Source organism: Streptomyces sp. NBC_00996 (assembly GCF_045162675.1).
Lineage (GTDB): Bacteria > Actinomycetota > Actinomycetes > Streptomycetales > Streptomycetaceae > Streptomyces.
The window spans coordinates 5,681,206-5,694,145 of record NZ_CP108723.1 but is presented as its reverse complement, the minus strand read 5'-3'; the positions used below and the strand labels follow the sequence as shown (position 1 = coordinate 5,694,145).

Below are 12,940 nucleotides of genomic sequence, written 5' to 3'. Positions count from 1 at the left end.
AGGGGGCGAAAAACCCCTGGCCCGAGCCGCATCAGGCGTCCGGGGTCGAGCTCTTGCTGTACCGGCCCGGCGGAATGCCCACCGTCGCCGTGAAATCGCGGACCAGATGGGACTGGTCGCTGTAGCCGAGTTCGACGGCGAGGGCCGCCCAGTCGATGGACTCCTGCCGGGTGGCGAGGTCCGCGACCTCGTGGATACGGGACCGGTTGATGACCCACTTGGGGCTGAGCCCGACATGCTCGGCGAAGAGCCGCTGCAGGGTCCGCGTGTTCATGCCGAGCCGCTCGGCGAGATCACCGACCCGGGTGAGGGACTTGTCGGCGACGACGAGGTCGACCACGGCGTTCAGGGCGGCGGTCCTGGACAGCGGCCGGGTACCGAAGGAGCGGAGGAAGTCCTCCACGACGGCCGTGCATCCGTTCACGTCGTCCGCCCCGCCCAGCACACGGGCGGCACCGTCCACCCCGGCACCGAACACGGCCGACGCCGCGAGCCGCCGCCCCGCGATGTCCGCCATCGCGCCCCGCAGAAACGGTCGGAAGCCGGCCGGCCGGAACTTGACGCCGAGGACCTGGCCGCGGCCCTCCAGCCGCCGTACGAATTCATGCGGCGAAATCGCCTCGACGGTCGCGGCGCCCGCCTCGAACACCAGGTGCGTGGCGGGGTGCGGGATCACGCGCTGCTCGTAGGTGTCCCCGTCGTGCAGTTCCCAGCGGACCACCCAGTAGCGGTCCACGGCCCAGGCCAGGTCGGCCGAGGGCTCATGCCGGGTCAGCGTGAAGCGCTCGAACCCGGCTCGGGGGTCGACGATGCCCCGGGTATCCTGTTCGGCCGGCCGAGTCACGCAACCAAGATAGCGAGGGCACCGAGGCGGCGAGAGCGAAGTGTCGGGTTTCTTCAAGACCGCGGCCGCGCGCGTTCCTACACTTCGGCCATGGAAAGAGACGATTCCCCCGTCGATCCACCCGTGGACAGAGTCGGTCTTCTCGCGGGCGTCCTGGCCAAGACCGGCGACCTCGTCGAGGGCGTCGGCGCGGACCGGCTGAGCCTCCCGACGCCCTGCCACGACTACGACGTCCAGACCCTGGTCGACCACCTCGTCGGCTGGCTCCTGCTGTTCGAGTCCGCCTGCCACGGCCGGTCGTACGACGGTGATCCCGGGCAGTACAAGTGCGGGGCCGACCCCGCCGCCGAGTTCCGCGCCGCGGCGGCCGGTCTCGTCGCCGGCTGGGAGCGCTACGGCTTCGACCGCGAGGTCGCCGTGACCGGCAGCCGCAAGCTGCCCGCCGAGACGGTGTTCAACATGACGCTCATGGAGTACCTGACCCACGGCTGGGACCTGGCGGTCGCCACCGGCCGGCCGGTCCCCTTCACCGAGGAGGAGGGGGCCCAGACCCTGAACCGGGCGAAGGCCACCCTGCCCCCGCAGTACCGGGGCGAGAACATGCCGTTCGGCGAGATCGTCCCCGTCGACGAGAACGCCCCCGCCGTGGACCGCCTCGTTGCCTTCCTCGGCCGTGAGCCGGGGTTCAGCTCTTCGAGCCGTTGAAGTAGAGGCCCTCTTCGAGGTCCGCGATGAGCCCGGGCTGCACGGGGTGCCGGCCCAGCCACGTCCGGGTCAGGGTGCTCGACGCGGGGGCGTCGAGCCCCGCGAAGGCGCCGAGCCAGCCGAGGTCGGCCTCCGCCTCCTCACCCGAAACGCCCGTGACCGGCAGGTTCAGGTGCCGACCGATGACGTCGGCGATGTCGCGGAAGGCCCCCTCTGCGGCACCGTGCAGTCGTGAGCCCGCAGGGGCGGACTCCCACTCGTCGCACCGGGCACGGACCCGAGTACATCCAGTACGAGGGCCTGCACCCGGCACACCGAGAGCACGCACCGGACGCCGCTCCGCCCGCCCTCCCGGTGGACGACGGGAGTTCGACGACAGGACCTAGTGCCCCAGCAGGCGACGTTCGCCCCGTCGCGACGCCCGGCACGCCCTCTCGCCGCACCGGACGCCGCTCCTTGACGGGCAAACGTTGCCTGCCGGGGCACTAGAGGGGAGGCTGTGCCGGAGCCGGGCCGAGGGTCGTGGTGCCGGGCGCGGTGCGGTGTCCGAGTCCGGTGCGGTAGGCGTCGAGCGCCGCCTCGACCCGGCCGGTACGCCGCAGCAGATCCCCGAGCAGCCGGCACAGGTCGGCCAGGTCCCCGGCCGCTCCGGCCCGCTCCAGCAGGCTCATCGCGCGCACGTAGTGCTCCTCGGCCGCCTCCGTGTCCCGGGCGTCCTCCGCGATGATCCCGAGGAGGCGGTGCGCCCCGGCCGAGTGCACGGCCCCGCGCTCGGGGCTGAGGTCCCCGAGCACCTCGTGCAGCAACGAGGCGGCTTCGTCGGACTTCCCGCGCCGGTGCAGCACATCCGCAAGCTCCACGGCGACCTGGCTGGTGTAGAGGGCGGCGCGCTTGGCGGAGAGCATGGCCTGTGCCTCGCGCAACTCCGCCTCGGCACGCTCCAGTTCACCGTTCTGGACGTACAAGTAACCGCGCATCCAGTGGCAGTTGGCGAGTTCCGTACGGATCTGGAGCTGACGGTAGAGCTCGGCGGCCTTGGCCAGGGACACGTCGGCCTCGGCGATCCGCCCCTCGGCGATCATCGTCCGGGCCACCGAACGGTGCATCCGGGCCACCAGCGCGGGGTCGCCGACCTGCGGCGCGAGGGCCAGCGCGAACTCGGCCGCCTGGGCGGCCCGGGCATGCGCGCCCATGTCCATGTAGGGCGCGATGACCCCGGTGTAGAGCAGCAGCAGCGCGTCCGGATCGTGCAGTCCCGTCCGGTTGAGCTCGTCCAGCGTGGACTCGAACAGGTAGCAGGCGTAACGGAGTTCACCGGCGAGATAGTGGGAGACGGCGCGTCCGCGCACGGCGGGCACGCGTTGCGGCAGCGGCGCGTCCCCCATCCTGCGCTCGGACTCCTCGAAGCGCTCACGCGCCGTGCTCAGGTCGCCGGTCTCCAGGGCGCATTCGCCGAGCCCCAGCAGCGCGACTGCCTGTTCGGCGAGCAGCCCGTGCGCGTCCGCCTCCGCGAGCAGCCCGGTGTACTGCTCCGCCGCGACCTCGGCCTCCCCGGTGGCGAGCGTGCGCTGCGCGTCGGTCAGCCGCAGCCGCAGGTCGGTGGCGAGATGGGCGGGCCGCCCGGTGGCGAGCTCGTCGTAGGCGACCCCGAGCCGCTCGGCGATGTGCCGCAGCGCGGGTTCGGAGGCCCGTACCCGCCCCGCCTCCAGCGTGGAGATGTACGCGGGCGTGTACGCGGGCTCCGCCAACTGCTTCTGCGTCAACCCACGTTCCGTACGCAGCTGTTGCACCCTGCGCCCGATGATCTCCGGGCCGTCACGCTCCGCCATGGATTAAGCATGCCATTGAGTCGACTTACATTCAGTCGGCTCCTGAACAATATCCAACTCCCCTTGTACCTCTTGCCCTTTGATGCCGAAAGCCTCTACGTTAAGCGACAGGTTAAGCATGCTTAATACGCCGCTGTTGTTGCGAGGTCGCTGTGCTCCGACGTATTTACGCGCGCTACTTCAGAGGGTTCAGTGCGGCCGTGATCGCCGTGGCAGCGCTGGTCACGGCGGCGAACGCGGGCCCGGCGAGGGCGGCGGAGCAGCACCCCGCCCCGCAGGCCCAGTACATCGGCGGATCCACGGCCACCCGCTGATCCGCCCCTCGTACCGGGCCCGAGTCCGACGGTCGGGGTCAGTGGCTTCCCCGCGCGGCGGCGTTCACCGAGGTGCCCCGCAGCCGGGAACCGCCACGCCTCGATCTCCCCGTCGGCGGCCGTCGGCAGAATCCCCCCTCCGCCGGCGGCCGCTTCCGGCTCTCCCCGCATACCCTGACCCCGTGACCTCTGCCGCCGCCCGCACCGCGCTGGACCTCACCGCCGACCTCGCGGTCCCCGCTCTGGAGGACTTCTACCGGGATCTGCACCGGCATCCCGAGCTGTCGCTGCGGGAACACCGCACGGCGGCCGCGTTCGCGGAGCGGCTGCGGAAGGCGGGGTACGAGACCTTCGACGGCGTGGGCGGTACGGGCGTCGTGGGGGTCCTGCGGAACGGGGACGGGCCCACCGTGCTCCTGCGCGCCGACATGGACGCGCTGCCCGTCACCGAGGAGACCGGGCTGTCGTACGCCTCCGAGACCGCCGGAGTCATGCACGCCTGCGGTCACGACCTGCACGTCACCTGGCTCACCGGCGCCGCCGACGCGCTCGCGGCGGGGCGCGACACCTGGTCCGGCACGCTGGTCGTGGTCGGGCAGCCCGCCGAGGAGACGGGGGAAGGCGCGGCACGGATGCTCGCGGACGGGCTGTACGAGCGCTTCCCGCGCCCCGACGTGCTGCTCGCCCAGCACGTGGCGCCCGGCCCGGCGGGACTGTACGCCCACTCGCCCGGCCTGATCATGTCCGCCTCCACCGACATCGACATCGTCGTGCACGGGCGGGGCGGGCACGGTTCGCGGCCCGAGGCGACCGTCGACCCCGTGGTGACGGCGGCCTACCTCGTGACCCGGCTGCAGACGGTCGTCAGCCGGGAGATCGCGGCGCGCGAGTCGGCGGTGCTGACCGTGGGCAGGATCGAGGCGGGCACCCGGCACAACATCATTCCGTCCGAGGCCCACCTCGCCCTCAACCTCCGTACGCAGTCGGAGGACGTGCGGCAGCGGATGATCGCGGCGATCCGGCGCATCGCGGCCGGCGAGTGCCTGGCGGCCGGTTGCCCGCGCGAGCCCGACGTCACCGTCGGCAGCAGCTTCCCGATGACCGTCAACGACCCCGACACCGACCGCCGCATCGCCGCCGTGCACCGCGAGGTCTTCGGCGCCGGGACCATCCTCGACCCCGGTCCGGCGATGGGCAGCGAGGACTTCCCCCGGCTCGCGGAGGGTGGACTGCCGTACTCCTACTGGTTCGTGACGAGCACTCCGGCGGATGTGTGGAACGCGGCTCCCGGTGGCGGCGACATCATGGAGAAGCTCGCGGCCGTGCCCAGCAACCACAGCCCGCACTTCGCCCCCGATCTGTCGACGGTCGCGCCGGGCGTGCGGACCCTGGTGTCGGGAGCGCTCACCTCGCTGTCGCCGGGGTGACCCTCAGGCCTGCGTCTGGGGCTGCAGCCGGCGCAGCTGCTGCTGGACGTGGTCCAGCGCGCCCCGCCTGCGCCCGGGCACGCGCAGCCTCAAGTCGGCCAGCGCGGGCCCCAGTTCACGGGCGCGCGCCGCGTCGTCGAGACGGCCCCACTGGTGGTGGGCCCGGTCCACGGCCGACTCCACGGCCGGGGAGTCGGGGGCCTGCCCCGCGTTCAGGCGAGCGCCCGCGATCGCCAGCCAGGTACGGCAACTGCGCTCGGCGTCTCCCGCGAACATCGCCAGGTCCGCCCGGACCTCCATCCAGTGCAGCACCGTCTCGGAGGCGGGTCCGTACATCCGCAGCGCCTCCTGCTCCCGCTGTCCGGCCAGCGCGTCGGCCTCACCGTGCCGGCCCGCCTGGACGGCGGCGGAGATGGTCTCGTGCGGGTCCGCGGGGGCCGCGGGCGGCTGCGCCGGAAGTGGCGGCGACGCCGCCACCGGCGGTGCCACCACCGGCGGTCCCACCACCAGCGGGACGGACACTGGCGAGGCGGCCACCGGCGAGGCGGCGACCGACGGGGCGGTCACCAGCAGGGCCGCCATCGGGGGCGCCCCCGGCGCCAGCACCAGGTCCGTACGCGCGCCCTCGCCCAACACGCGTGTCAGCGCCTGCTGGTGCAGGTGCGACAACGGCGGACGGTAACCGCTGCGGAGAATCGTGGCGACGGCTCGCATGTACATCGGTGACGCCACCGTGCGGCGCGGCGGAGGCGGCGCGACCCGGCCGTACAGCGCGGCGGACGGGCCCGCGGTGAGCGGGCGGGCGACGAGGTGGTCCCAGGTCTCCGCGTCGGCGTGCAGGTCGGCGAAGAGGGTGGTCGTGCCCGGTGGGCGCAGGCGGAGCTCCTCGGTGATCCAGTGCCACGGGAAGGCGGTGTAGCGGACCGTCGCCGGGGTGGTGCGGGCGAGGGCCAGGTGGGGCAGGTGCTGACGGCGGTCCAGTTGGAGCTGCCCGGTCACGAACACCGTCAGCGGGCCGGGGGCCGTCGCCGCCGCGCGCAGCCGGGTGAGGACCGCCTGCGGCTCCAGCGGGTCGGCCAGTTCCACGACGTTGGCGGTGTCGGTGCCCGACAGCACCGCGGGCGACACCGCCGCCAGCACGGGGAGCACGGACGCCGCGTCCACCAGACACCCCTTGCCCACCGGCGAGGCCGCGAGGAGCAGCACGGTTCCGGGCATAGGTTCCCTCCCCCATCGATCACGTACGGCAGCACACCGTAACCGCTGCGCCTGCAAAGGGGGGACGGCAGGAGTGCAAACGTTCGCCGGGCCGGAGCACGAACGACCGCCGAGGCCGGAGCACGAACGACCGCCGAGGCCGGAGCACGAACGACCGCCGAGGCCGCAGTTCGAACGACCGCCGAGGCCGGAGCACGAACGACCGCCGAGGCCGGAGTACGAACGACCGCCGAGGCCGCAGTTCGAACGACCGCCGAGGCCGGAGTACGAACGACCGCCGACGACGCGCCGCCCCCGGAGCTACCGGCGTCGTACGGCGAAAATCGTCGTGTCGTCCGCCAAATGGCCACCGCTGTGCCGCAGCGTGCCGTCGCGGACGAAGCGCACGAGCAGCTGCGGGTCGGCGGTGCGCGGGTCCTGCGCCAGGGCCTCGGCGAGGGTGTCGCGGAGCGGGAAGAAGACGCCGCCTGCGTCACGGGCCTCCGTCACGCCGTCGGTGACCAGCAGCAGCGTCTCGCCGCGGGCCAGCGCGACGCTGAGAACGGGCGGCGGGCTGTGCGTCAACTCGCTGAGCCCGAGCGGCAGTCCGTCGCCGGGCGGCAGCGACCGCACGCCGTGGGGGGCGACCACGAGCGGTGGCTCGTGGCCGAAGTTGACGACCTCGATGGTGTCCGGGGCGTCCGGGGTCGCTTTCGGAAAGCCGATCAGGATCCCGGTGGCGAAGCGGTCGCTGTCGCCCCGGCCGAGCGCGGTGGAGTAGCGGACGTGCCGCATCATCCCGGTCTCCAGGCGGTCGGCGACCGTGTGCAGGAGGGGTTCGTGGTACGCCGCCTCACGGAACGTGCCGAGCAGCGCGGCCGCCGCCTCCACCGCCGCGAGCCCCTTGCCCTGGACGTCGCCGAGCAGGACACGTGTGCCGTACAGGCCCGGCTGGATGTCGTAGAAATCCCCGCCGACGCGGGCCTCGCTGTCGGCGGAGAGGTACACCGCCCCGTGGTCCAGATCGCCCCAGCCCGGCGCCAGCGGGCGCAGCACGGTGCGCCGGGTGGTCTCGGCGACGTCCCGCATGTGCAGCATGCGCTGCTCGCCGCGGACCCGGACGGCGCAGGCGAGGACGGCGAGGATGCCGCCGAGGGCGACGAGGATGAAGTCGGGAAGACCCGTCTGGTACTGGTGCGGCCAGGACGTGTCCACGATGAAGTAGGCAGCAAGCGAGAGAACCGCGAGCACCGCCGTGCCCCACACCCCGCAGATCGCCGCCGCGATACCGGGCACCAGCACGATCCAGGAGATGATCCGGAACTGGCCCGAGGTGTTCCAGTCGAGCACCGCGATGGCTACGAGCAGCAGCAGCGGTGGCAGCCACGCGACACTGCGGCCGCGCACCCGCAGCAGTTTCTGCCGCTGGGCGGCGTCCGCCCGCCGCACATGCGGCGGTCGGTCGTGTACGGATCTCCGGCCGCCCACCTCGCCGTACCACCTCGTTCTCGTCCTCGTCAGCCCGCGACGCGCGTCGCGGGCGGCATCAGTACGCGACCGACATCCGGGCGCGCGGGTGGGCGTCCTTCTCCAGCTCGTCGACGAAGGCGATCGCGTAGTCCTCGGCGCTGATCCGGCTGTTGCCGTGGTCGTCGGTGAGCATCCGGTCGCCGCCGATACGGAACGTGCCCGTACGTTCACCGGGGCGGATCTCGGCGGCGGGCGAGACGTAGGTCCAGTCCAGATCCTCGTCGTCGAGGGCGCGGTAGAAGGCGAGGACGTCGCGGTGGGCGAGGGCCTCCGGGAGATAGGCCTCGGGGAAGCCGGGCTGGTCGGCCAGCGCCTGGCCGGGCGCGATCTCCAGGCTGCCCGCACCGCCGACGACCATGAGCCGCCGCACTCCGGCCTGCCGTACGCCCTCGACCAGCGCCCTGTTGAGGGCCAGGAAGGGCTCGCGCGGGTCCGAACCGTCTCTCGGCGGCACACACGCCGAGGCCACCGCGTCCGCGCCCGACGCCAGCGCGGCCACCTTCGCCGGGTCGGAGGCGTCCGCCGCCGCCGCCGTGACCCCGGGGATCGGCGACTGCCCGGACCGGCTCACCGCGATGACCTGGCATCCGCGCGCCGACGCCTCCGTGGCGATACGGGTCCCGACCATGCCGGTGGCGCCGAAGAGAACGAGCTTCATGGGACTCAGCGAAACACGGGGCCAAAGCCGCCGCATCCCGACTTGCCAGGCGCCCCGGCGGGGTGTGCTCTGGAAGGCGGGGGGCGAGGAGAGAGGAGTGCTCCCATGGCTCATGCGGCACCGGCGTCATCCGCCCCGAAGGCACCTCGGACACCGACACCCAGCACACCCGATGTCTTCGACGAGCGCTATCACACCATGGCCAACTGGGCGTTCCCCGTCGGCGGCGGGCTCGTCTACGGCTTCTGGGCCGCGGCCATCAACCGCAGCGGCGGCCCGATCACGGGCTGGAACGTCCTGTTCGGCTTCGTGTGCGCCATCGCGTTCGCGGCTCTCTACATCGGCGTCCGCAAGTTGGCACCGCTGCTGAAGCGCGAACTGCACGCGGTGCTGTGGACCGCGTTCGCGGGCATCACGTTCGGGTTCCTGTACAGCCAGACCGGCGAGACCGTCCTGCGGTCCACGTTCATGGCACTGGGCGTCGCGGCGGGCGTGTTCGCGGTGACCTTCTACCGCTACTACACGCACGAGGACGCCGAGGGGCACCCCGATCCGCGCTGAGCGGCACACGGCGCACGAGGCCCCGGCAGGCTGCCGGGGTCTCGTGCGTCTCCCTCACTCACCTACTGCCACCTGGGACCCAGTCCCAGGAGTCCGAGGAGGAGCCGTTCAGGCCCCGGCCGAACGAGCCGAAGACGCTGAAGCTCCAGGTTCCCGAGCCGGAGGAACTCCGGCCGGGGTCGTCACAGAGGTCGCCGTACCCGGACGAGTCGTTCCGGTCGGAGTCGTCGCTCCAGCCGGAGTCGTTCCTGTTGGAGTTGTCGTTCCACCCCGAGTGGTTCCCCTCTCGCGGCTGCCCGGTCGGAGCCTGCCGACGGCCGACGGGGCCGCGGCCAGGGTCCGCAGGGCCGAAGTGGTGCCTCATCGGCCTCCTTCTCCCAGAACCAGGAAACACCCGTTCGGGTGAAGGCTCCACCGGAGAGCCTCCCGGCCCGTGAGGACCGGGGTGCCGGGCCCGGCAACGGCCGAACTGCGGCCGGGACCCGGGGGAGTGACCCGCGAGCCCCGTTCGGCTTGTCGTATGCGCCCATTTGCAGCCGAACCGCTCGCGCGAGGCGGCCCGGACGCCTTGCCTGGTGAAGTGTCCCAAGGTCTCCGGAGCGCTCTGTCGGCCGTGCTGATCGTGCTCGCCTGCCTGCTCGCGCCGCTCGGCGCGCTGTCGACCTGGGCGATGTACGGGCTCGGCGACCCCGTGCGGTACGAGGCCACGATGGCGCCGCTCGCCGCGGACGCCGATGTACGCGACGCGATCGCGGCCGGCGTGACGGACGGGATCCTGCGCGAAGTCCACGTACGGCCGCGGCTGCAGGGGCCGGTGGACCACTTCGTGCGGGACGCGGTGCGTTCGTTCACCGAGACCGAGGCGTACCGCACGGCATGGCAGGCCGCGAACATGGCCGCGCACGACGCCGTGATGCGGGCGCTGCGCGAGGACCGCGACGAGGCGGTGACCGTCGACCTCGCGCCGGTCACCGAGCAGGTGAAGCGTCAACTCGCTGATGACCACATGCCGTTGGCGGACCGGATCCCCGTCGAGCACACCGAGATCACCGTGCTCGAAGCCGAGGATCTGGCCCAGCTCCAAAAGGGGTTCCACGTGCTCGAAGTCGCCGCAGTCTGGCTGCCGGTCGCGGCGGTGGTGTTCGCCCTCGCGGGCGTACTTCTGGCGGTGGGCCGTCGCCGGGCGGTGTTCGCGACCGGGCTCGGCACCGCGTCGGGCGCCGCGCTGCTCGGCGCCGGGATCGCCCTGGGGCGCCGGCTCACCCTCGCCGATCTGCCGCCCGACGTGTCGCGCACGGCCGCGGGCGCGGTGTACGACGCGCTCACGGACACGCTGCGGCTCGTCTCCTGGGGGCTGCTGGCGCTGGGCCTCGCCGTGGCCCTGGGCGCCCTGCTCACGAGCGCGTACGCGCGATACCGGCGAGCGTCCGCAGCGCGCCGGCAAGTTCCTGCGGAGGAGTCGACGCGAGTCCGAGCCTGACGCAGTCCTGGGCACGGGTGTCCAGCAGGCCCTCGTGGCTCTGGGCGTGCGTGCTGCCAGGGGCAGCCCCCGTCCCCGAGAGCGCGGCACCCGGCAAGCGCCGGTAAGCACCCCCAACGGCGAAAGCCGAACCCGGAGTGATCGCTATCCCCCGGTCCGCCGCCGCCGCCGCGAAGACGTCGGCTCGCCAGGCGTACGGCAGCTCCCACCAGGCGTAATACGCGCAAGGGTCGGCCCGTACGGAGAAGCCGGCCAGGTGTTCGGCGACGAGCGCCTGCCGACGCGCCGCATCCGCCCGCTTGGCGCGGACCAGGTGGTCCACCGTGCCGTCGGCGATCCAGCGCACCGCCGCCTCCAGCGCGAACCGGCTCGCGGTCCACGCACCCGAGCGCAGGGCCGCCGCCACCTGCTCCACCCGCCCCTTGGGGGCGACGAGGAAACCCACCGTCAGGCCCGGTGCGACGCGCTTGGAGAGACCGTCGACGACATACGTGCGCTCGGGGGCGTACGCGCCGAGCGGGTCGAGGTGCCCCTCGTGGAGGAAGGACCAGATGCGATCCTCGACGACAGGAAGATCCAAGTCCGTGACCACGGCGGCCAGTTGGCGCCTGCGCCGCTCACTCGTCGTCACCGACGTCGGATTGTGCAGGGTCGGCTGGACGTACACGGCGGAGAGCGGTGCCGAGCGGTGGGCGGCCGCGACCGCCTCCGGGCGGAGCCCCTCCTCGTCCATGGGCAGCGGGACGAGGGTGCTGCCCAGGCGCGTCGCGATCTCCTTGACCAGGGGATACGTCAGGGCCTCGATGCCGACGCGGCCGCCGGGCCGGACGAGTGAGGCGAGCGCGGCCGCGATCGCCTGACGGGCGTTGCCCGCGAAGGCCAGCCGGGACGGGGCGGGGTGCCAGCCCGGGGTGGCGAGCAGGGCGGCGGCAGCCTCGCGGGCGGCGGCCGTGCCGGTGGCGGGAGCGGTGCGCAGGGACTCCGTGAGGACATCGGGGCGCAGCAGCGGCGCGAGGCCGGGGGCGAGAAGCTCCGACTGCCCCGGCACGGAGGGGTAGTTGAGCTCCAGGTTGATCGGCGACGTGGTCGCCGGTTCGGCGAGCGCGTGGCCCGAGGCGGGCGGCGCGGCCCGGACGAACGTGCCGCGCCCGACCTCGCCGACGACCAGCCCGCGCCGCACCAGCTCGGCGTACACCCGCCCGGCAGTCGATCCGGCGATCCCGCGCCGCCGTGCGAACACCCGTTGCGGAGGCAGCCGTTCACCGGGCTTGAGCCGCCCGGCGGCGATGTCGTCGGCGATCCGGTCGGCGATCCGCCGGTAGTCCTCCACCACGTGAACCCCCTGTTCCGCGCCCCGGAGCAGGATTGCACCGAGGGCAAAGATCTTATTGCACCGAGGAGTTGGGCGTGCCTAGGGTCGTGGCCATGGCACCCTTCCTCGCGTACGAGGACCAGGGCGGCGCCGACTCGACGGCGCCGCCCCTCGTCCTGATCCACGGCCACCCTTTCGACCACACCATGTGGGCTCCGCAGATCGCCGCGTTCTCGGCGGTGCGCCGCGTCATCGCCCCGGACCTGCGCGGTTACGGCGCGTCCCCTGTGGTCCCCGGGCTCACTCCGCTCTCCACCTTCGCCGAGGACATCGCCGCGCTGCTCGACGAGCTGGGGGTGGCGGAGTTCGTCCTGGCCGGGCTCTCCATGGGCGGACAGATCGCCATGGAGTGCTACCGGCAGTTCCCGGAACGGATCCGCGGACTGGTCCTCGCCGACACCTTCCCGGCCGCTGAGACACCCGAGGGCAAGAAGACACGGAACGACATGGCGGACCGACTCCTGCGCGAGGGAATGCGCGAGTACGCCGACGAGGTGCTGCACAAGATGGTCGCGCCGTACGCCGACGCGCGGGTCGCGGCCCATGTGCAGCGCATGATGACCTCGACGCCCCCCGAGGGAGCGGCAGCCGCCCTGCGGGGCCGGGCCGAACGCCCCGACTACCGCGAACTGCTGACCCAGGTCACCGTCCCGGCCCTGGTCGTCGTGGGCGCCGACGACGAGTACACCCCGGTCTCCGACGCGCAGGCGATGCACGCGGCGCTCCCCGACTCCACGCTCCACGTGATCGATTCGGCGGCGCACATGCCGAACCTGGAACGGGCAAAGGAGTTCAACGAGGTGCTGGCGGTCTTCCTGGCACGGATCGAGAACTGAGCCGCGCCACTGCTCGAAACCGACCCCGCAGCAGCTCGGAATCCGACCCGCAGCAGCTCCGAATCCGAGCCCGTCGCAGCTTCGCAACCGACCCGGCGCGGCCGGGAGCCGACCCGGGTGACCGCCAAAGGGCAACCCTCCACCGCAACGCCCCGTCTTTGAGGGAGGATTCGGGCACCCCTCACGA

13 protein-coding genes are annotated in these 12,940 nt (G+C 72.7%); 5 read left to right on the top strand and 8 right to left on the bottom strand.

Features of this window, described 5'->3' with window-relative positions; genetic code table 11:
- Positions 1 to 31 precede the first annotated feature (31 nt).
- Complete coding sequence (locus OG390_RS26730) at positions 32 to 844, bottom strand: DUF6597 domain-containing transcriptional factor (protein WP_406171718.1); 813 nt, start codon at positions 842 to 844, stop codon at positions 32 to 34.
- Positions 845 to 934: 90 nt separating this feature from the next.
- Between OG390_RS26730 and OG390_RS26725 the strand changes: the two genes are divergently transcribed.
- Entirely contained in the window at positions 935 to 1,549 is a 615-nt protein-coding gene (locus OG390_RS26725) for a TIGR03086 family metal-binding protein (protein ID WP_406171716.1), read from the top strand.
- Here OG390_RS26725 and OG390_RS26720 read toward each other — a convergent pair.
- Together OG390_RS26720 and OG390_RS26715 are read right to left on the bottom strand one after the other, a co-directional pair.
- Positions 1,530 to 1,877, bottom strand: coding sequence for a hypothetical protein (locus OG390_RS26720; protein ID WP_406171714.1), 348 nt, complete (start codon positions 1,875 to 1,877; stop codon positions 1,530 to 1,532). The two genes, OG390_RS26725 and OG390_RS26720, sit on opposite strands and share 20 nt — an antisense overlap.
- Positions 1,878 to 2,034: 157 nt before the next feature.
- Complete coding sequence (locus OG390_RS26715) at positions 2,035 to 3,378, bottom strand: helix-turn-helix domain-containing protein (protein WP_406171712.1); 1,344 nt, start codon at positions 3,376 to 3,378, stop codon at positions 2,035 to 2,037.
- A gap of 496 nt (positions 3,379 to 3,874) precedes the next feature.
- Between OG390_RS26715 and OG390_RS26710 the strand changes: the two genes are divergently transcribed.
- Positions 3,875 to 5,119: an amidohydrolase gene (locus tag OG390_RS26710; RefSeq protein ID WP_406171711.1), complete on the top strand. Its 1,245-nt coding sequence runs from the start codon at positions 3,875 to 3,877 to the stop codon at positions 5,117 to 5,119.
- 3 nt (positions 5,120 to 5,122) lie between these two features.
- On the opposite strand, the gene OG390_RS26705 is transcribed toward OG390_RS26710, so the two are convergent.
- The 3 genes from OG390_RS26705 to OG390_RS26695 form a co-directional block, all read right to left on the bottom strand.
- Positions 5,123 to 6,337, bottom strand: coding sequence for a hypothetical protein (locus tag OG390_RS26705; protein ID WP_406171709.1), 1,215 nt, complete (start codon positions 6,335 to 6,337; stop codon positions 5,123 to 5,125).
- Between the two features lie 300 nt (positions 6,338 to 6,637).
- A complete protein-coding gene (locus tag OG390_RS26700; protein WP_406171707.1) occupies positions 6,638 to 7,804 on the bottom strand; it encodes a PP2C family protein-serine/threonine phosphatase in 1,167 nt (388 codons plus the stop codon).
- 58 nt (positions 7,805 to 7,862) lie between these two features.
- On the bottom strand, positions 7,863 to 8,504 hold the full coding sequence (locus OG390_RS26695; protein WP_406171705.1) for an NAD(P)-dependent oxidoreductase: 642 nt from the start codon (positions 8,502 to 8,504) through the stop codon (positions 7,863 to 7,865).
- A gap of 105 nt (positions 8,505 to 8,609) precedes the next feature.
- On the opposite strand from OG390_RS26695, the gene OG390_RS26690 reads away from it, so the two are divergent.
- Positions 8,610 to 9,065 carry a hypothetical protein gene (locus OG390_RS26690; RefSeq protein WP_406171703.1) on the top strand — a complete coding sequence of 152 codons (456 nt, stop codon included), beginning with the start codon at positions 8,610 to 8,612 and terminating at the stop codon, positions 9,063 to 9,065.
- A 58-nt stretch (positions 9,066 to 9,123) separates the two neighbouring features.
- Here the strand turns inward: OG390_RS26690 and OG390_RS26685 are convergent, their stop codons facing one another.
- Positions 9,124 to 9,429, bottom strand: coding sequence for a hypothetical protein (locus OG390_RS26685; protein ID WP_406171701.1), 306 nt, complete (start codon positions 9,427 to 9,429; stop codon positions 9,124 to 9,126).
- 216 nt (positions 9,430 to 9,645) lie between these two features.
- On the opposite strand from OG390_RS26685, the gene OG390_RS26680 reads away from it, so the two are divergent.
- The gene (locus OG390_RS26680) at positions 9,646 to 10,545 is read left to right on the top strand and encodes a hypothetical protein (protein WP_406171699.1); all 900 of its coding nucleotides are present in this window, start codon (positions 9,646 to 9,648) and stop codon (positions 10,543 to 10,545) included.
- Here the strand turns inward: OG390_RS26680 and OG390_RS26675 are convergent.
- Positions 10,460 to 11,875 (bottom strand): PLP-dependent aminotransferase family protein, encoded by a 1,416-nt coding sequence (locus OG390_RS26675; protein ID WP_406177868.1) that lies wholly within the window; start codon positions 11,873 to 11,875, stop codon positions 10,460 to 10,462. The genes OG390_RS26680 and OG390_RS26675 overlap by 86 nt on opposite strands.
- Before the next feature lie 95 nt (positions 11,876 to 11,970).
- Between OG390_RS26675 and OG390_RS26670 the strand changes: the two genes are divergently transcribed.
- The gene (locus tag OG390_RS26670; RefSeq protein WP_406177866.1) at positions 11,971 to 12,753 is read left to right on the top strand and encodes an alpha/beta fold hydrolase; all 783 of its coding nucleotides are present in this window, start codon (positions 11,971 to 11,973) and stop codon (positions 12,751 to 12,753) included.
- Positions 12,754 to 12,940 lie beyond the last annotated feature (187 nt).